Genomic DNA, 20,520 nt, shown 5'->3' on the forward strand with positions numbered 1-20,520 from the left:
AAACATAAGAAATGAAACGTAGAAATTTTTTAAAAAACGCAGCAGGAGCAGCAGTTGCAGCAGGTGTAATGCCTTTGTCTTCTTGTAAGTCTTTAGAGGGAGCAGCAGAGGAAATTAATAAAGGAAACACAAGTGCTGGTGTTGTTGGAGGAGATGAGCAATGGCATCAATTAGGAACAGGTAAAAGAGTGCCTAATCCAGATCGTAAAAAAACAGTTGAATACGATGTGGTTGTTGCTGGAGCGGGAGTTGCGGGTATTTGTGCGGCTGTTGCATCGGCAAGAAATGGAGCTAAAACCGTATTGATTCATGATAGGCCTGTTTTAGGGGGGAATGCATCTAGTGAGATTCGTGTAACGTTAAATGGTGTAAACCGTTTGGCAACAGGAAAAGCGGAAAGAGAAACTGGAATTGTGGAAGAAATTATGTTGGAAAACAGATTGTACAATCCACAAGAATCTTATCCTGTTTGGGATCATATTGTGTATGATTATGTAGTAAGAGAGCCTAACCTAACAGTAATGTTAAATACGCAGGCTATTGATGCTACGATGGATGGAGATAAAATAGTTTCTGCTAGATGTTGGCAATTAACTACAGAGACGGAATTTACGGTAAAGGCAGATGTGTTTATTGATAGTTCTGGAGATGGGTTAATGGCTGCCAAAGCTGGTGCCTTGTATAGAACAGGTAGAGAAGGAAAAGCCGAGTTTAACGAAGATTATGCTCCAGATGTAGCTGATGGATGGCAAATGGGAGCTTCTATTTTGTTACAAGGTAAAGATCATGGTAAGCCTATGCCGTACACACCACCTACGTTTGTTAAAAAATACGATGGAGATAATGCTAACCACGAAAGAAAAATTAATAATTATTTAGATGGATATTGGTGGGTAGAATTAGGAAGTGATCATGATATTGTGGATGTGCAAGAAGAGAATAGACACGATTTAATGGGGTATTTACACGGTGTTTGGGATTATATTAAAAACTCTGGAAAGTTTCCAGATTCAGAAAACTATGCTTTGGAATGGGTAGGTTCTTTACCAGGACGTAGAGAGTCTAGACGTTTTATTGGAGATCATATTTTATCTGAAAAAGATTTAACACAGCATAAGCATTTTGACGATGCTATTGGTTTTGGAGGTTGGTCTTTAGATGAACACAATCCAGGAGGAATTTTAGATATTAAGGAAAGACCAAGTTTTTTCCATCAAAAGTTTAAAACGGTATACCAAGTACCCTTTAGTTCTTTGTATTCTAAAAATATAAGTAACTTAATGTTTGCGGGTCGTAACGCAAGTTTAACCCACATTGCGTTATCGTCTACAAGAATTCAGGGAACATGTGCTTTAATGGGACAGGCAGTAGGTACTGCAGCAACTATTTGTGCAGAAAAAGGAATTACACCAAGAGAGGTTCGTAACAAGCATATAAAGCAGTTGCAAGAAATGTTAATGCGTGATGATGTTTACATTCCAAAAGTAGTTGCTAAAGATCCAAAAGATTTAGCTAAAAAGGCAAGTGCCATTTTTGGTTCTTCTACAAAATCGGGAGCTGCTAAAAATGTAATTAATGGTGTTTCTAGAGACATAGATGGCGAAATAAATCATTGGCAATCCGAAAGTTTACCAGCAACCTTTCAAATGGAATGGGAAAGTCCTGTTAAGCTTTCTAAAGTAGAAATAAAGTGTGATACCAATTTGCATAAGAATATTACCATGCGTAAACAGCCTTTAAACGAGTGGTTAAAAAAGAGTTTTATTACGACGGTACCACCAGAGTTATTAAAGGAGTTAGATTTAGAGGTAAGAGTAAATGGTGAGTGGGTAAAAGTTGGAGAAAAAGAGAACAATATTGCGCGTTTAATCAAGTTTGATTTTGATCAGGTTCAGACCACTGCAATAAGAATTAATTTAAAAGAAACTTACGGATTTGAAACGGCAAAATTGTTTGAGGTTCGTGCTTATAAATCATAAAAACTAAAAGGGATTTTCTAAATGTTTAAATAGTGTTGTTTTTGGTGGATTTAAGTTGAAGATTGGAGTTGTAGGTCTTTTACTATGAGAAATATTTTTAAGATTTTTACAGTTTGCTTAATTGTAAGGAAACAATATTAAGTTTAGAATGAGTAGATTAACCCATAAAGTATTAAAGAGTCATTTTTCTAAGAAAACAATCGTTTTTTTTAGAAAAACGACTCTTTTTTTGTGTTTACTACTGGTGTTGGTTTTACAGTCTAATGGTTTGCCAAATCAAAAAAAGACAATTCATACGGTTGCTATAGTTCATCCTGCAATAGATAAAGATAATGCTGTTGAATGTGATTTGATAGAAGTAGTACTGTCTGATGAAACCAAGCTATTTTACTTAGATGTGGACTCTGTAAACTGCGGAGAGGATGTTTGTAAAGTAGTAACTGTTAGAATGTTTTGGGATGAGTTAGGAAGGTATGTTAAATACGAATTGCAAGATGGTGAAGGCTTAGAAAAAAAAGAAGGTGCTCCATTTACCAAAGAAGATTATAGCAAGTTAGAGTGGGTTTTAAATAATAAAAACTCAGAATTAGAACATGTTTTTAAGGAAGAGTTGGTGGTTAGTGATTTTGTAGCGCACGGAAATGTAGATGTAGATGCAGTTTCTGGGGCTACGTCTACAGTAACACCAAATGAAACCGTAGAAGGAGCTGTTTGGACTTGTTTTACACTTTGGCATTGGGCCAATGGACAAATGGTTTCTAAAATAAGATCTATTACAAGAGATAAACTTTCTGATGAGAAACTTATTAAAGACTATTTAGGGCATCCAGAAGCAGCTTACAAAAAATTTGCAATTCAGAGTTTAGAACTTAGAAAATCGTTTGATTCTTTAACCGTTTCTGCTATTGAAAAACAAGCGATAACTAGTGAATACAGTGTGTTTAAAACTGGATTGACCTATGTAGAAAATTTAAAGGAAGAGTTGTATTACAGTTCTGTATCTCGTTTGTTTAAAGAAGGAGATTATAAAAAGAGAGTTGCTTGTTTAAATTCAGTGTCAGAAACAAATAAGGGAGGAAACACTGCTTATTACAACGAGTTAAGTAAAAATATAGCTGATTTTAGTTTTCAAGAAGTAGAAATGTTTTTAACCAATTTAAAGTTGAATAATTTCTCTTCTCCTACGCTTACACAGAACTTAGTAGCATTGCTAAAAGCAGATAACTTTTTAATAGCAAGAAGAGCTTACTGGTTTTTATCCAACCAAGAAGAGTTGTTAACGAGTAAACAAAAGAAGAGAGTAAAAAAGTTTAGAAAAAAATACAAAGACAGATTATAAAATAAGATCATGAAGAACAATATCATAAAAAAGTTAGTAGTTACCTTTTGTTTGGTGTTTGCCATACAAGCAAATGCAAAAGAGGTGGTACATATAAAACCTGGGAAAGATGTAACTACACAGGTAAGAAAAGCAATTGAAAATGTGAAGGATAAAGACATTAAATTGGTTTTTTCTAAAGGAGTTTATCAGTTTTTACCAACCTATGCTCAAGAGAAGTTTTGTTACATTACCAACCATGGAAATGGTCTAAAGAAAATCATCTTTTTGTTTTCAGATTTTAACACGGTTGAGATTGAAGGGAACGATTCTGAATTTATTTTTAGAGGACAAGTTGCACCGTTTCAGTTTAATAATTGTAATAACATTTCTATTAAAGGAATTCGAATAGATTGGGATGTTCCTTTTAGTTTTCAAGGAGATGTAACTGCTGTAAACAAAAAAGAGAAATGGTTTGAAATGAAGCCTTATACCAAAGGATATTCTTGGAAGTTGGCTAAAGGGAGAATCATGTTTCCAAACATAGAGCATTTTCATTTTGCTTCTTTGGGAAGTACTTTGGCTTTTGATAAAGATACCAAACAAGTAGCGTATGGAGCTTTTGATATGTCTTTAAGACCTAACAAAGTAGTTAGAAAAAAAGGAGGGATTTTAAGAATCTACGATCAGAATATTAAACACTTTCCTAGTGTAGGTTCTGTTTTTCATTCTAAAGGGCCACATGAACAAAACAGATATGCACCGGCATTTCAGGTAACAGAATGTAACAATGTAGTTTTTGATAAGGTAATTATTCACCATGCTTTAGGAATGGGTTTTTTGTTTGAAAGAGTGGATGGAGTTAAAATTTTAAACTCTGGAATTTATATCAGAGAAGGTTCGGATAGAGCAATTTCTACCATAGCAGATGCAACTCACTTTGCAAACTGTAAAGGAGATGTTTTGATAGAGAACTGTCGTTTTGAAGGAATGTTAGACGATGGAACCAATGTACATGGAACTTATGTGGAGGTGAATAAAATTATCAATAAAAATACGATTAGAGTACGATTAATGCACTTTGAGCAAACAGGATTTAAATTTGCAGGTAAAGGAGATGAGGTTTGGTTCATTAAAACTCCAAATCCATCAAGAGGAGAAATTAACAAAGTAGCTAAGGTTGATTATATCAATGATAGATATACAGATTTAACTTTTGAAAGCGAAATACCATCAGATTTAAAAGAGGGAGATATTGTAGAAAATAAAACATGGAACCCTGTGTTTACCATGAGAGGATGTACTATTAGAGATCACAGAGCAAGAAATATAATTATTAAAACGCCTAAGAAAATAATTATAGAGAATAATGATTTGTCTTCTATGATGTCGTCAGTAATGTTAAGAGGAGAGACTTTTTTCTGGTTTGAGTCTGGAAATGTAGAAGATGTAGTGATTAGAAACAATCGTTTTAAGCATGTTGCTTATGGAGGAGCTCCGGGGCATGCAGTTTTAAAAGTATCTCCAAGACTGGGGAAAGCATTCAACCAGAGAGCAGCTTACGATAGAAATATTGTTTTTGAAAACAATACAATTGAAACTTTTGACAACTGTATTATTTGGGCAGATAGAGTAGATGGATTAATTATTAGAGGAAATTCTATTAAACAAACTACGGTAGAAAAACCACAATATCCAGATGCTCCTTTGTTTGAGTTGAGAAACTGTATAAATGTGGAGGTTACAAAAAATAAGTACGAAGGAACGGTTACAAATTATTTTAATGTGGATGAGAAAACTAAAAAAAGTATTAAAGTAAAACGTAATAAAGGTTTTAAATATACTAAGAAATAAACTATATATAGACTCTACTAAAAGCACAACTTACTAAAGTTGTGCTTTTTAGTTTATAATAAGTGTTTTTTGGTTTATTGTTTGAATTTCAGTTTGTTAAAATATGTTTTTTGAAAGTAGCTTTGTAGTTACTATATTAATAATAACTCAAATAAAATGAAAAAAATAATCTTCTTAATGGCTTGTTTTTTTTCAGTCCAGTTTTATGCACAGGATTTAGAAAAAGAAGCTCAAGCTAAAATTAAGGCTTTAGAAAAGCTCGTTAAAAAAGCAGAGAAAAAAGGAATTAATGTCTTAAAAGAAAAGACAACTATTAGAACTGCAGAGATCTTTTTAGAGTTTGCCAATTGGGATGAAAAGAATGTAGCATTTAATACCAGTGCTTTTAAATTGGTGGCTTCTTATAAAAAAGAAGCTGCAAAATATGCCAAAGATTTGCCAAGTTTTGAAAGAAATGATGTGATTAAAATGTTGGATACCGCAACAGAAAATATTCAACTTTTGATAAAAAAGAAGAGATTTAGAGCTCCTAGTCCACATGTAGATTGGAAAAAGGCAAAGGTAGATGGAGATCAAATTACTTATAACAACAAACCTGTTTTCTTAGCAGATTATACTTGGAAACCTAAAATTAAAAAGTATACAGAGTATCATGGAAATCAGGATGGTTTTTTCTTAACACCTACATATGTTATTAATGAAAATGGAGATTTTCAGCCAAGAAAAGACAAAGAGTTGGATGCGAAAGGAACGGGTTCTTTAGGTTTTATATTTTTTAACCATAAAGGAAGTCCTAAATGGGCACAGGAAAAATATGGACCTAATTTTAAAATGCGTGAAGATACTTACACGGCTTATGATATTGACAATCCAGGAGCAAGGGAAATTCAAAAGTCTTTGATAAAATCTGTGGTGCCAAGAACAGGTGGACAAAAGTTTTCTGAGTTAGGGTATATGTTGTGTAATGAACCTCATTTTTACACACAAGCAGATAAAACCAAAAAGAAGAAACCATGGGCTTCTGGAGGAGTGTCTAAGTATGGTATAGACAAGTTTAAAAAATGGTTGTCTAAAAAGCACAAAAGTATTGATGATTTAAACAAAGCTTGGAAAACAGATTTTAAAAGTTTTGATGCTGTTGAAATTCAGGTTCCTATAGATGTTAGTTTAAGAGGAACTCCAAAATGGTACGATTGGGCTGCTTTTAATATGGATAGAGTTACAGATTGGTACCGTTTTATGAAAAATGAAATTCAGAAATACGATCCAGAGGGGAAAGTACATTTAAAAATTATGCCGAATCTGTGGACAGAAAATGCAAGAGTACACGGTATTGATTTGGAGGCATTAACGGCTATGAGTGGAATTATTGGGAATGATTCTGGAGCAGAGCATAAAAGAATTTGGCAAAAAAAGCCATACGAGTGGGAAGCGCACTACGCTTTTGATTGGAGAGAGTTGTGTATGGGATACGATTTTATGAAGTCTGTAAGTCCTGATAAGATCAATTTTAATTCAGAGTTACATTACTTATCTACTAATAGGTCTAGAGATTTACACATGACACCAGAGTATGCAAGAGCTACTTTTTGGTTAGCACATACCTATGGAATGACCGCAAGTCAGATATGGTACTGGCCAAGAACAGCAACCGGAGCGGTTTCTAAGAAAGCACAAAAAGACAAAGGGTACGCAGGTTCTAATAATATGCAGCCAAGAATTACGAATGAAGTAGCTATGACTTTAATTGATTTGAATAGTTATGGAGAGGAAATAATGAGCTTACAACGTTTAAGAAAGCCTTTACGCTTGTTCTATTCTAAAACATCTGCTATTAACAAAAAGAAACATATGGACGATGTTTTTGAGTTGTACGAAGGTCTACATTTTAACGGAACTCCTTTAGGTTTTGTAACTAAGGATATTTTAAACAAACAAGATATTAAAAATTGGGATGTTGTATTGATTCAGAAAACACAGTTTGTAACCCAAGATGAATTTAATGCCGTACAAGGGTATTTAAATAATGGAGGTACAGTAGTTATAGATAAAGCAAGCTTTAAGAAGAATGAATATGGTCAACCGTTGGCTAAATCATTAAAAGCAGGAAGTGGTACAATAGTAAGAGTTGCTAGTACAGAAGAGATGGAGCACAAGGCAATGGAACTATTGGAACAAAGAGGATCATTGTCAGAAATTGTGGTAAGTGAACAGAATTCTATAGGGACAAAAGGGTGTGCTTGGAAAGTGTATCAGAAGAAAAATGGAAGCTATATTTTGTCTATTGTGAATATTGGTAAAAGCCAAGCGAATTTAAAAATAGGCTCTATTGATAACAAAAAGGTAGTGTGTAAAGACTTAATTAATGGGGTTGAAGTTAGCAATGCTCCAGTATTAAAACCAAGAGAAGTATATTTTGTAGAAGTTACTACAAAATAAAATAAAACGTAATTTATCTTACGCTAGCCAACAAAACTGAAATATTGTTTTGTTGGCTATTTTATTATAGGGGTTTAATGTGTTGTTTTTTAGTTGGATACGTAAAGGTGTTTTGGTAATATACCTACAGCAACAAAAATTAAATTTAAAGATACAGGGAAAACGTATAAAAACGCTTACTTGAACTTTGATAAAAGTTTAAAAATGAATAGTATGTTTTACAGGAAGTTATTGCTGATGATTTCTTCTTTTTTGTTTTCGGCATTTTGTTTTGCTCAAAAGAAAGAAGTTCAAGTGGTTTTATTAGGAGGGCAATCTAACATGGCGGGGCATGGTAATTACAATGCCTTAGATACAGCCTCTTTGTTAAGAGTGCAGAAAGCATCAGAAAAAGTATTGTTGGCCACCAGAGATCCAAAAAAGAAAGAACCTGTACCATTAACTGGGTATAATGGTGGAAAGAGCAAAAAATACAATTTTAGCAAGCATTTTGGGCCAGAGTTATTTAGTGGAGTGGTCCTGTCAGAAAAATATCCAGAAGAAGATTTTTTATTGATAAAAACAGCGGTCGGAGGAACTTCTTTGTACGGAGCATGGAGTCCTAATTGGACCAAAGAAAAAGCAATGGTGGCAGAAAGAGGTGAACAAAGGCAAAAAATGCAGTTGTATAAAAGTCACTTAAAAAATATAAAAAGCAACTTGGCTGCATTAGAGGCTAAAGGAATTCCATACAAAATTGTTGGGATGTTGTGGATGCAAGGAGAAGCAGATACTAATAGTGAACTGAAAGCAAATGCATACGAAGCAAATTTAAAAGAGTTAATAGCTGCATATAGAAAAGAGTTTAAAAGTAAAGACTTACCTTTTGTAGTTGGACAGGTAAATGTTTTACCAAGAAAATTTAAAGAAGGACCTTCTATTGTAAGAAAAGCCATGGAGAATGTAGCGGCTGCTGATAATAAAGTAGTACTTGTAAAAACGGCTATGGACAAAACGTGGTTAGATTTTCCAAAACATTCGGACAACACACATTACAATGTAGAAGGACAAAAAAGATTGGGAACAGCTTTTGGAGAAGCTTTGTATAAATTGATTAAATAAAGAAAATGAAATATATATTATTACTCTTATCTATTGTAATAGGGACTAAAGGATTTGCTCAACAAAAGCCAAATGTTATTTTTGTTTTAGTAGACGATTTAGGATATGGAGATGTAGGTTTTAATGGATCTAAATTTTACGAAACACCCAATTTAGACAAATTAGCAAAGAACAGTTTGGTGGTAGAGAATGCTTATATGTATCCTACCTGTTCACCATCTAGAACGGCTATTTTTACAGGAAAACAATCTTTTAGAACTGGTGTTTACAATGTTCCTGTTTTAGAACATGGAGATCAACAGCAAAATATATTCTCTAGATGGACGGTAACCAAGGAGCATGAGATTTATGCCCAACCTTTAGCTAGACATGGGTACAAAGCCATTCATTTAGGAAAATACCATATTGTTGGACCGTATCCAGGAAAAGAGTTAAGCCAACCATACCCTTTTAAACAAAAATTAACACAACCAGCACCAGGAGATTATTCATGGTTAACAGAACATAAAACCAAAGAAGTTTTACAATATTACCCTCAAGGAAGAGGATTTATAGAAAATGTAGGAGGTTCTTATAAAGGAGACCCTGCTTATGAAACAGGAGGGTATAAAAGTTACAGAGGAGGGTATAGAGCTCCGTTTAGTAACCCATTTATTGTTCATAAACCATCGGATGAGTGGTTAACAGATAGGTTAACAGATGAGGCAATTCGTTTTATGGGAGAACATAAGAACGAACCTTTTTTTGTGAATTTAAATTTTTACACAGTACACAAACCTGTAAAGGCTAGAAGTGAAAAGTTGCTTAAAAAATACCTGAATAAAAAAGGAGACAAGCACTTAGGGCAGGGAATGCAGACTGGTAAAAAACAGGAGTATGAAGCAGGTTATGCTACCATGGTAGAAAACATGGATACAAATATTCAAAGAATTATAGATTATTTAGACAAAGAAGGATTAAGAGAGAATACGGTTATTATTCTAACGTCGGACAATGGGTATAATGTAGGAGAGAATGCTTTGTTAAGAGGACGAAAGAGACAAATTTACGAAGGAGGAATTCGTGTTCCTTTGTTAATTAATTGGCCAGGAAAAATAAAAGAAAGAAGAACCGATGTAGCAGTTAGTTTGTTAGACTTTTTTCCAACGTTTTTAGAGATGGCAAATATTACAGATTATAATGATGTTTTAGATGGTAACTCTTTAGTGCCTTTATTTAAAAAAGATACAAAGAGTTTAAAGAAGAGACCATTGTTTTGGCATTTAGCAAGTCAGAACAAGAAACAAAAAACGTGTTCTGTAATTAGAAAAGATAATTACAAATTGCTTCAGTATTTAGAAGATGGGGAATTAGAGTTATACAACTTAGAGAAAGATCCTAAGGAGTCTAAAAACATAGCTGAGGTTGAAACTAAGAAAGCGAAAGCATTGCTAAATGAGTTGGTGTCTTGGCGAAAAGCGAATAAAGTTCCGTTGCCACCAAATTCATCTTTAGCATATTAAAATCTGAAATAATTATGAATAGAGTTAATCGTATAATTTTTCTATTAATGTTGTTTGTTATTAATGCAAACTCACAGCATACCGAACAAAAACCCAACGTATTATTAATTATGGTAGACGATATGAACGATTGGGTAGGAGCTTTTGGGGGGCACCCGCAAGCAATCACACCTAATATGGATGCCTTGGCTAAAAAGAGTACTATTTTTAAACAAGCCTACTGTTCTGCTGCCTTGTGTAATCCGTCTAGAACAAGTATGTTAACCGGTTATCAACCTTTTAAAACGGGTGTTTACGGAAATGTAGAAGTGTTTAGAAAAATGAAAGGATTTGAAAACACCGTTACTTTGCCTCAATATTTTGCGGCTAATGGTTATAAAACAGCAGCAGCAGGGAAAATTTTCCATAGCCCTAGAGGAACGGGTGCAAAGCCTAAAGAGGGGAGCGATCCTGGTTCTTTTCAAGAAGAACACAAAGGAGGTTTAGGTTGTCAGTTTCCGCCTAAGGAACAAAGACATCAACATGGATTAGATTTTAAAAGAGCAGGCGTAAAAGGAAGTAAAACAAGATCTTTTGATTGGCTGGGTGTGAACATTAAGGATGAAAAAACTCACGATTGGAAATCTGCAGATTATGCTGCTAACTTTTTAAATAAGAAACACGAAAAACCTTTCTTTTTAGCTTGTGGTATTTTTAGACCTCATTTGCCTTTGTATGCTCCGCAGAAGTACTTTGACATGTTTGATGAGGATAAGATACAGCTACCAAAAGTACTTGCGAATGATTTGGGTGATGCTGGAAGAATAGGAAAAAATTGGGTAGGAAATGGGAAATTACATAACGAAGTAAAAAGAAATCATCAGTGGAAAGCATTTGTTAAGGCTTATTTAGCTTGTTTGGCATATGCAGATGTATGTGTAGGACATGTATTGGATAATTTAAAAAATAGTGAATACAGAGATAATACCATTATTGTGTTAATGGGAGATCATGGTTGGCATTTGGGAGAAAAGGAGCATTGGTCTAAGCAAACGCTGTGGGAAGAGGCAACAAAAACTCCTTTAATTGTTTACAATCCTTTTAAAGGAGGAAAAGGGGCTAGTACCAAAACCGTTTCTTTAATAGACGTATATCCAACATTGATAGAAATGTGTGGATTGCCAAAGAAAAAAGATTTAGATGGAAATAGCTTTGCTCATTTAGTAGCAAACCCAAAAGGGGAATGGAAGCATTCTGCATTAACAACCAAAGGAAAGGGGAATTACACATTAAGAAATGAAAACTATAGATATATTGTGTATTCCGATGGTTTTGAGGAGTTATACGATCATAGAAAAGATCCAATGGAGTGGAATAATATTTCAGGAAAATCTGAAAGTAAAAAAGTGTTAAAAGAGTTTAGAAAAGAATTAAAAAGCTTAGTTAAATAATAACGAGAGATGAAGAATTGTACAGTGTCAAAACTATTTTTTTTATTAATTGTTGTTTTTAATAACGCGTATTTAAATGCGCAACAAAAATTTTCTACAGCAGGTTTTTATGAAGTGGAAAATAGCCAACGAAAAGTATATAATTTTAATATTGGTTGGCGATTTTTTAAAGGAGATACTGCCAATGCAGAAACAGTGGGTTTTGATGATTCTAATTGGGAGTCGGCAAGTTTGCCTCATGGTTTAGAAATTTTACCAGAGAATGCTAGTGGGGGAAGAAATTACCAAGGAAAAGCATGGTATAGAAAAGAATTTACGCTTAAAAAACAATCTGAAGCCACAAATGTAGTATTGTATTTTGAAGGGGTAATGGGAATTGCAAAAGTTTGGGTAAATGGAGTACAAGTAGCAGAGCATTATGGAGGATATTTACCTTTTGCTGCGGATATTAGCAAGGTGCTAAAACCAGGAAAAAATATAGTTGCGGTACAGGCAGATAATAGCGACAGTAAATTATATCCTCCAGGAAAACAACAGGCAGGATTAGATTTTAGCTATTTAGGAGGAATTTATAGAGATGCTTATTTAATAGAAACAAATCCAGTTCATGTAACATTACCAGAGCTTAGTAAAACCATAGCAGGAGGAGGGGTGTTTGTAGGTACCCTAGCGGCTAAGGATAAGAGTGCTAAAATTGGAGTAAGAACAGAAATTGTAAATACTTCTAAGAGGACTCAGAAAATAATAGTGAAAACAATTTTAGAAGATTCGGACTTTAAAGTCATAAAATCTACTCAGGAATCCATTCAGTTAGGTGCAGGGAAATCTAAACAATTGGAAAAAGAAATTAAGGTAAATAATGTGCGTTTATGGCACCCAGAAGATCCTTATTTGCATTACGTTAGAACAGCCATTTTGGTGGATGGAAAAATGGTAGATCAAATGCGAACTCGTTTTGGAATTCGTTTGTTTGAGATGAAAGGGCCTAAAGGTTTGTTTATCAATGGAGAATATGTTGGGAAAAAACTGGTGGGAGTAAATCGCCATCAAGATTATGCTTATGTAGGAAATGCTTTGCCAAATTCAAGCCATTACAGAGATGTAAAGTTGTTAAGAGAAGGGGGAAGCCATATTATAAGAGTTGGTCATTATCCGCAAGACGATGCTTTTTATGATGCATGTGATGAATTAGGAATGTTAACAACAACCGCTAACCCAGGGTGGCACTTTTTTAATTTCAAACAAAAAATATTTGAAGACAGGTTGTATGAAGATTCTCATAACTTGGTTAGAAAAGATAGAAACAGACCTTCTATTTTATTATGGGAAACTGCTTTGAATGAAACTCCATCTCAGCCCGATTATGCAATGAGAAATATGCATAAGGCTGCACATTCGGAATATCCTTTTCCGGGAATGTTTACAGTAACAGATTTTGAGGAAGCTAAAAAAGGTGGTTTGGATGTATTTTATCACGGGAACTCAAAAAAAATAAATTCATTTAACAGAGAGTTTGGAGATGGAAATGAAGTAGACGATTGGTATTCTCATAATTCTAAAGTAAGAGTAAAAAGAGAGTGGGGAGAGAAAGCCATGTTAGAGCAATCTTTAAGACAAGCAAAACATTTATCTGAAAGATTTAAAACGGATAAAGTAAGAATTGGAGGAGCAATGTGGGCAGGTATAGATCATCAAAGAGGGTATCATCCCGATCCTTTTTGGGGAGGACATTTAAATGTACTTCGTTTGCCTAGGTATACTTACTATCTGTACCAAAGTCAGAATTCGCCCAACTATAAATTAAAGGGAATTAAAACAGGCCCTATGATTTATAACACCAACGAATTAACTCAGTTGTCTGGCAGCGATGTAGTTATTTATAGCAATTGTGATGAAATTAAACTAACCTGGATGGGGAAAGATTATGGAACTCAAAAACCTACTAAAGATTCAGACTACGCAGGGTTGCCACATCCACCGTTTATTTTTAAAAACGTGTTTTCTTTAGATGAAATACGTCAAAGAAAAGGAGGGAAAAAGGGAGCTATTAGAAAAATGATTGCAACAGGTTATGTAGACGGAAAGGAAGTGGTAAAGGATGAGAAAATTTATGCAATGCGATCTGAAAAGTTAGAATTAAGTATTGCAGATGAGGGACTTCATTTAATGGCAGATGGATCGGATTATATACCTGTAAGAGCTACAGTAGTAGATAGAAATGGAGTTAAGAAAGTATTGGCAGAAGAGTATGTTTATTTTCAGGTAGAAGGACCTGCAGAGGTTATAGGTGGAATTCAGAATATGGGAAATCCGGCAAAAACTTCTTTTGGAATTGCAACGGCATTAATTAGAGCAACAAACAAACCGGGTGTTATAAAAGTAAAGGCTTTTGTTAAGGGCTTAGAATCTGATGAAATCATTTTTGAATCGAAAGCTGTAACACTAAAAATGTTGTTTGATGCAAACTATTTAGCTGGTTCTAAAAAAGCGAGTAAAGATAAGGTTGTTATTAAGCAAGTAAAAGAAGCAAAATTACCTGCTAATATCAAACAACTTCAAGAAGAAATAAAAATGTTAAAACTTCAGATTGTTGGTAAAGATCAAGAATTAATGGAGTTAAGAAGTAATCCTAGTGGAAATTAATTTATAGAAAATGAAACAGAATATTAAAAGAATATTGGTTGCTTGTTTAGGGATAGTAGCAATGTCTTCTGCTCAAAAAATAAGTGCGCAAGAGAAACCAAATGTAATATACATTTTAGCAGATGATTTAGGGTATGGAGATTTAAGCTGTTACGGGCAGACTAAATTTAAGACTCCTAACATAGACAAACTAGCTAAAAAGGGAATGAAGTTTACAGATCATTATTCTGGAAATGCGGTATGTAGTCCTTCTAGAGCTGTTTTAATGACGGGGCAAAGTCCTGCAAATGTATATATAACAGGGAATTCTAAAGCAGAACCTGGTATGGATTCAGCAATGACTAATTTACCAGAACTGTTTAAAAATGCAGGGTATAAAACAGGTGTGTATGGAAAGTGGGGCTTGGGAGATACGACCTCTAAAGACAATAGAAATCCTTTAAATCAGGGATTTGATGAGTTTTATGGCTGGAAAACTCAAGTTACAGCCCATACCTACTATCCTACTAAAATGGTACATAACGGAAAAGAAGTAACTGTAGAAAAAGGAGCTTATGTGCACGACCTTATTATGGATAAAGCGTATAATTTTATAGAAACCAACGCTAAAAAGAAACAACCTTTCTTTTGTTACATTCCTACAGCCATACCACATGCAGCTATGCATGCACCAAAGGAAATCCATGATAAATGGAGAAAGAAACTCCCTCAGTTTGATGAAATTATAGGGAAATATTATGCAGACCCTGAGCCTACACCAGATGTCGTAAATCCTGTGGCTGCATTTCCTGCAATGGTTCAGCATTTGGACAGTCAAATAGGCCATATCCTAAAATTATTAAAGAAAAATAAAATAGATAAAAACACATTGATTCTGTTTTCTAGTGACAATGGGGCACATCATGAAGGAGGACACGATCCTGAGTTTTGGAATTCTAATGGAGATTTAAGAGGAGGGAAAAGAGATGTATACGAAGGAGGAATTAGAGCTCCAATGTTGGCATATTGGCCAGGGAAAATAAAAAAAGGAAGTACTACTAATTTACCAAGTGCTTTTTGGGATGTAATGGCTACTGCGGCAGAGGTTATCCATCAACCAGTACCTAAACAATGTGACGGAGTATCATTCTTACCAACTTTGTTAGGAGATACAAAACATCAAAAGACAGCAGATTATCTATACTGGAAATTTACCAATTGGAAAGCAACAAAACATGCTGTTAGAATTGGAGATTTTAAGGGCGTATCGATTTATTACAACAAAACCAAAAAGAAGGCTGCAGGCTTAGCTCCATTTGAATTGTACAATTTGTCTGAAGATTTAGGAGAGCAACATAACATTGCCGCTGAAAATCCAAGTATGGTAGCTAAAATGAAAGGAATCATTAATCAGTTAAATAACTAAGAGATGGGGACTAGAAGAGATTTTTTAAAGAAGACAGGGTTAGGAAGTTTGGCATTAGCAGGTGCTTCTGGTTATGCAATGTCAAATTTAACTAGTTTAGAGGGAGAGCCTTTGTTTGCTAATTCTGGTACCATAATTAAAGGAGAAGGAAAGCAGATTAAAGTAAAGGTAACTGCTCCTTTGTTTTGTCCATATCATAGTATAGGAACAGCTGCGCAAAAAGGAGGTAATGCTTATTACTACCTTTCAGAATCTTTTACCCACAATCCATTTACATTACCAGCTTCTGGAATGTCTGGTTCTCCAGTTATTATGGATGCATTGGGTAATTTTGTAGGTTTTATGACCACGTTAGGTTTTCAGGATTCTACTTTTAGTTTTGATGGAAAAGAAACATTAACGATAAGTGTTCCAGAGGGGCAAGAAGTTTTTATAGATGAAAATGCTAAGGGAGATGAGGCATGGAAGGAGTATAATAGTATTATGATGACAAGGTTAGCTATTACACCTTTTAAGCAGACTCCAAAATTTTGGGAAGATGTAGAGTATTGTACTTGGTCTGAACAAAAAAAGTTAGCTACAAAGAGACAAGAGCATTTTCATTTGCTAAATCATGATTTTGTAAAATATTATCTAGATAAGATTATAGAATTTGGATACCCTAAAGGAAAACTAACCTTGGATCATGGTTGGGGTAGGTTTCCAGATGGAAGTATTAATTCAGGATTTGGTTCTTGGGTTCCTGATCCGAAGAAATTTCCAGATTTTAGAAAAACAATGGATTTAATCAACGAAAAAGGATTTACTCCTGGGTTGTGGATTGGTTTTCCTAAAATCCATAAAAATAGTTTAGCTGCTCAAAAATATCCCGAATTATTAGGGAATTTTAAACAAGGATCTAAACCGGGTAGAAAAGACGATATTCAATGGTTAAATGGTCAGTCTGATATTTATAGCTATGCCCATGAAGTACTTGAACGCTTTTATAAAATGGGAGTTATGAAGTTTAAAATAGATATGTCTTACAACACAAAATCGGACATGTTACCTATTCATAGAGCTTTGTACAGAGCGGCAAAAGACATTGATAAGAATATAGAAATGGAGTTTCATGTACCTGATATTTTTCTTGCCAAATATGCAGATGTCGTTAGAACGAATGATGTTTGGTTAAATGATAAGTACGAATGGGAAAAGAGGGTGAAAACACATTATGAAATTTGTTATAAATCTGCTCCAGGAAGAGGGATTAATTTAGATCATATTGGAGGAAATGATACTAGAGCAATTACTGAGAAAAAGTTTTTGGAGCATTTAGAAAGTTATAAAACAAAAGTTGGATATCCATTGGTTTCTGTTTTACCACATCACTACAGTAAAAAGTGTGTAGAAAAAACAGGAGATTATTTGTGGGAGTACGAAAAGGGAAACAAACAGATATTCTCCGATTTTTACAATAAGAAATAGTATTAAATATCCGTACAAGAGTATTTTTTTGACATATCTCTTTTGTTTTTTTAAACCCAAAGGGGGAATTTTTATCTTAAACAAAACCAAAAAATAGAATCATATGTTTTTTAAACATTCAATAAAAAATAGCTTGTTAGTGACTGTTTCCATACTTGTGGGAATTGGAACTCAAGCTCAATTTAAAAAAGGAAAACGGCCAAATATTTTATTCTGTATTGCAGACGATGCATCGGCTAAAAGTTTTGGAACTTATGGAGACACGTTTATAAATACTCCCGCAATAGATAAGTTGGCAAAGGAAGGATTGACTTTTAATAATGCGTACAACTGTAACCCAAAATGTGCACCAGCAAGAGCTTGTATTGTAACAGGTAAATACAGCTGGCAGTTAGAAGAGGCAACAAATCACTTCCCAAAGTTTCCTGCAAAATTTAAGTTCTATCCACACCTCTTAATGGAAAAGGGTTACAAAGTAGGATACACAGGGAAAGGATGGGGACCAGGAAGGTATGCTACAGAGCACAATCCATCCGGACCCGTTTATAATAAGCACAAGCTAAAGCCACCTCATAAGGGGATTAGCAACATAGATTATGCCGCTAATTTTGAAGCTTTCTTGTCAGAAAAGAAGAAAAAAGAACCTTTTTGTTTTTGGTTAGGAACCAAAGAGCCACATCGTTTTTACGAGTTGGATTCATGGAAAAAAGAAGGTAAGAAGTTAGGAGACGCTAAAGTACCTCCATTTTATCCAGACAACGTAACGGTAAGAGGAGACATTTTAGATTATGCTGTTGAGGTGGAGTGGTTTGATTCGCATGTTGGAAAGGCGATTAAATCCTTAGAAAAAAGAGGGCTTTTAAAGAATACCTTGGTGGTGATTAGTTCTGATCATGGAATGCCGTTTCCAAGAGTAAAAGGACAGTTGTACGAAGAAGGTTTTCATGTTCCGTTAATTGCTTACTGGAAAGGTAAAATAGTAAAAGGAAGAAAGGTAGAAGATTTTGTGACTTTTCCAGATATTGCTCCAACATTTATGGAAATTGCTGGTTTTGAGCCTCACGAGCAAATGACAGGAAAGAGTTTTGTAGATATTTTATTCTCTAAGAAATCTGGACAAGTAGATGCTACCAGAGATCATACCTTGTTAGGTAAAGAAAGACACGATATTGGACGTTCTAATGAAGATGGTACAGATTTATCCTATCCAGTAAGAGCTATTAGAACACATCAATATTTGTATGCGCATAACATTCAGCCAGAGCGTTGGCCTGTAGGAAATCCAGAGTATGATTTTAGAAATTGTGATGGTTCGCCAACAAAATCATTCTTGATAAATATTGATCCTTATGATAAAGACTATCGTTTTTACGAAATGAGTTTTGCCAAAAGACCAGAAGAGGAGTTGTACGATATCAAGAAGGATCCACATTGTATGGTGAATTTGGCAAATCACCCAACGTATAGAAAGGTTTGTAAAGAATTACGTGCTCAAATGGAGAAAGAGTTAATTGCACAGGGAGACCCAAGAACTTTAGGGAAAGGATCAATTTTTGACAAATACAAATATTACGGAAAACAGTTTGATTACGTGAACGGTAAAAGTTTAGGTTTTCCAAAGAAAGACTAAATAAGTACATCTGCTACAATAGGTAGATAAATTGTAATTTTTCGAGTTTAAAAAGCACAGTGTATTCATTTTAATAGTGGATTTTCTGTGCTTTTTTCTTTAGTAAGATTTTTAAATAATGCTATCAGACATATAATAGACCAGCAAAGACAAACAGACTTAAACAAACAAGGCTATGGATTGTCTTATTAATATCAATAAAAACCGAATGAATAAATGAGAAATAAAATTCAAAATACAGGCAAGTACAGTTTATTAGTATTGATGCTGATGATCACTTTTTCGGCAAATGCTCAAACTCAATTAAGCTCTTTGTTTAAAGACCATATGGTGTTACAGCAAAATACAGCTGTTTCAGTTTGGGGAACAGATGTACCTAATACAAAGGTGGTAATTAAAACCGATTGGGGAGAAGGTTCGGTAGTAAGGACTGATAAGAATGGTAGTTGGTTTGCAAAAATAAAGACCCTAAAAGCGAGTTATACTCCCTATCAAATTAAAGTAAAAGGGACTTCTGAAGTGGTTGTTAATGATGTTTTGTTAGGTGAAGTTTGGTTGTGTTCAGGACAATCTAACATGGAGATTAGTTTAAAAGGAAACCCTGGGCAACCCATTTATGAGAGTAATCATGCCATTGCTACATCTAACAACAAAAATCTACGTGTTTTTAAAGTCGCAAAAGCTATGGATTTTAAAGAGCAGGGAGTTTGTGAGGGAGAATGGAAGGTTTCTTCTCCACAAACAACGGCTGATTTTAGTGCGACCACTTACTTTTTTGGAAGGATGTTACAGGAGCAGTTAGGTATTCCTGTAGGTCTAATCAACAGTAGTTTTGGAGCCACTCCTGCAGAAGCTTGGACTCCTATGAAAACACTAAAAGATGAAAATTTATCGAGAGTTTTAAGTGCTTATAAGAATACTAAAGATATTAATAGAAAAACACCAAGTGTGTTGTTCAACGCGATGATTAAACCTTTAATACCTTATACAATTAAAGGAGCAATTTGGTACCAAGGAGAATCTAATAAAAAGCATGCAAAGGAATATGAAACCTTATTTCCTGCAATGATACAAAGTTGGAGAGTAGAATGGGGCTTGGGTGATTTTCCTTTTTATTTTGTGCAGTTAGCTTCTTTAGGCTGGGCTAAAAAAGACTGGGTGGCTTTACAGCAAGCACAGTTAAAAACATTCTTATCGGTAAAGAATACAGGAATGGTAGTTACCAACGATATTGGTAGCGTAGATTGTATACATCCTCCTAAGAAAAAAGAAGTTGGAGAGAGATTGGCTTACTGGGCTTTGGGAAATAATTATGGTTTTACAGGGGTTGAATATTGTGGCCCTATTTATAAATCTAAAAAAATAGAAGGAGGTAAAATTATTCTAACTTTTGATTATGCTCCGGGTGGAATTACCTCTATGGGGAAAGGTTTTAAAGACATAGAAATTGCCGGAGAAGACAATAAGTACTACCAAGCAGAAGCCAAAGTTACCAAACAAGGAAAATTAATGGTATGGAGTAATAAGGTAGTAAAACCATTAAAGGTGAGGTATGGATTAAAAGGAGGGTATATGGAAGGGAGTTTGTACAACACAGCAGGTTTACCAGCTTCTGGATTCTCTACGGAATAAGGTTAAAGAAAATGTATCTGCTACAGTAGATAGATGAATTGTAATTTTTTGAGTGAAAGCACAGAGAATCTATTGTTTTAAATTGATTTCTGTGCTTTTTTGTTTTGTGTAGGTCGCTAT

The 20,520-nt window shown here is 34.5% G+C and carries 12 protein-coding genes; all 12 read left to right on the top strand.

Annotation, left to right across the window (positions count from 1 at the left end):
* Window positions 1–11 precede the first annotated feature (11 nt).
* The 12 genes from ACXHHC_RS15750 (at window position 12) to ACXHHC_RS15805 (ending at window position 20,400) form a co-directional block, all read left to right on the top strand.
* On the top strand, window positions 12–1,979 hold the full coding sequence (locus ACXHHC_RS15750; protein WP_458227327.1) for an FAD-dependent oxidoreductase: 1,968 nt from the start codon (window positions 12–14) through the stop codon (window positions 1,977–1,979).
* Window positions 1,980–2,127: 148 nt separating this feature from the next.
* The gene (locus ACXHHC_RS15755; protein WP_458227328.1) at window positions 2,128–3,318 is read left to right on the top strand and encodes a hypothetical protein; all 1,191 of its coding nucleotides are present in this window, start codon (window positions 2,128–2,130) and stop codon (window positions 3,316–3,318) included.
* Between the two features lie 9 nt (window positions 3,319–3,327).
* The gene (locus tag ACXHHC_RS15760) at window positions 3,328–5,151 is read left to right on the top strand and encodes an alpha-1,3-galactosidase-related protein (protein ID WP_458227329.1); all 1,824 of its coding nucleotides are present in this window, start codon (window positions 3,328–3,330) and stop codon (window positions 5,149–5,151) included.
* 156 nt (window positions 5,152–5,307) lie between these two features.
* Window positions 5,308–7,590 carry a beta-galactosidase gene (locus ACXHHC_RS15765; protein WP_458227330.1) on the top strand — a complete coding sequence of 761 codons (2,283 nt, stop codon included), beginning with the start codon at window positions 5,308–5,310 and terminating at the stop codon, window positions 7,588–7,590.
* A gap of 213 nt (window positions 7,591–7,803) precedes the next feature.
* Window positions 7,804–8,691 carry a sialate O-acetylesterase gene (locus tag ACXHHC_RS15770; protein WP_458227331.1) on the top strand — a complete coding sequence of 296 codons (888 nt, stop codon included), beginning with the start codon at window positions 7,804–7,806 and terminating at the stop codon, window positions 8,689–8,691.
* A gap of 5 nt (window positions 8,692–8,696) precedes the next feature.
* Window positions 8,697–10,193, top strand: coding sequence for a sulfatase (locus ACXHHC_RS15775; protein ID WP_458227332.1), 1,497 nt, complete (start codon window positions 8,697–8,699; stop codon window positions 10,191–10,193).
* Between the two features lie 14 nt (window positions 10,194–10,207).
* Window positions 10,208–11,623, top strand: coding sequence for a sulfatase (locus ACXHHC_RS15780; RefSeq protein ID WP_458227333.1), 1,416 nt, complete (start codon window positions 10,208–10,210; stop codon window positions 11,621–11,623).
* 9 nt (window positions 11,624–11,632) lie between these two features.
* Window positions 11,633–14,266 (top strand): sugar-binding domain-containing protein, encoded by a 2,634-nt coding sequence (locus tag ACXHHC_RS15785; protein ID WP_458227334.1) that lies wholly within the window; start codon window positions 11,633–11,635, stop codon window positions 14,264–14,266.
* 10 nt (window positions 14,267–14,276) lie between these two features.
* Window positions 14,277–15,671: an arylsulfatase gene (locus tag ACXHHC_RS15790; RefSeq protein WP_458227335.1), complete on the top strand. Its 1,395-nt coding sequence runs from the start codon at window positions 14,277–14,279 to the stop codon at window positions 15,669–15,671.
* A 3-nt stretch (window positions 15,672–15,674) separates the two neighbouring features.
* Window positions 15,675–17,138, top strand: coding sequence for a twin-arginine translocation signal domain-containing protein (locus ACXHHC_RS15795; protein ID WP_458227336.1), 1,464 nt, complete (start codon window positions 15,675–15,677; stop codon window positions 17,136–17,138).
* A 103-nt stretch (window positions 17,139–17,241) separates the two neighbouring features.
* The gene (locus tag ACXHHC_RS15800; RefSeq protein ID WP_458227337.1) at window positions 17,242–18,768 is read left to right on the top strand and encodes a sulfatase family protein; all 1,527 of its coding nucleotides are present in this window, start codon (window positions 17,242–17,244) and stop codon (window positions 18,766–18,768) included.
* Window positions 18,769–18,984: 216 nt separating this feature from the next.
* Window positions 18,985–20,400, top strand: coding sequence for a sialate O-acetylesterase (locus ACXHHC_RS15805; RefSeq protein ID WP_458227338.1), 1,416 nt, complete (start codon window positions 18,985–18,987; stop codon window positions 20,398–20,400).
* Window positions 20,401–20,520: the final 120 nt, after the last annotated feature.

The sequence above is a fragment of the Wenyingzhuangia sp. IMCC45574 genome, from assembly GCF_054182685.1.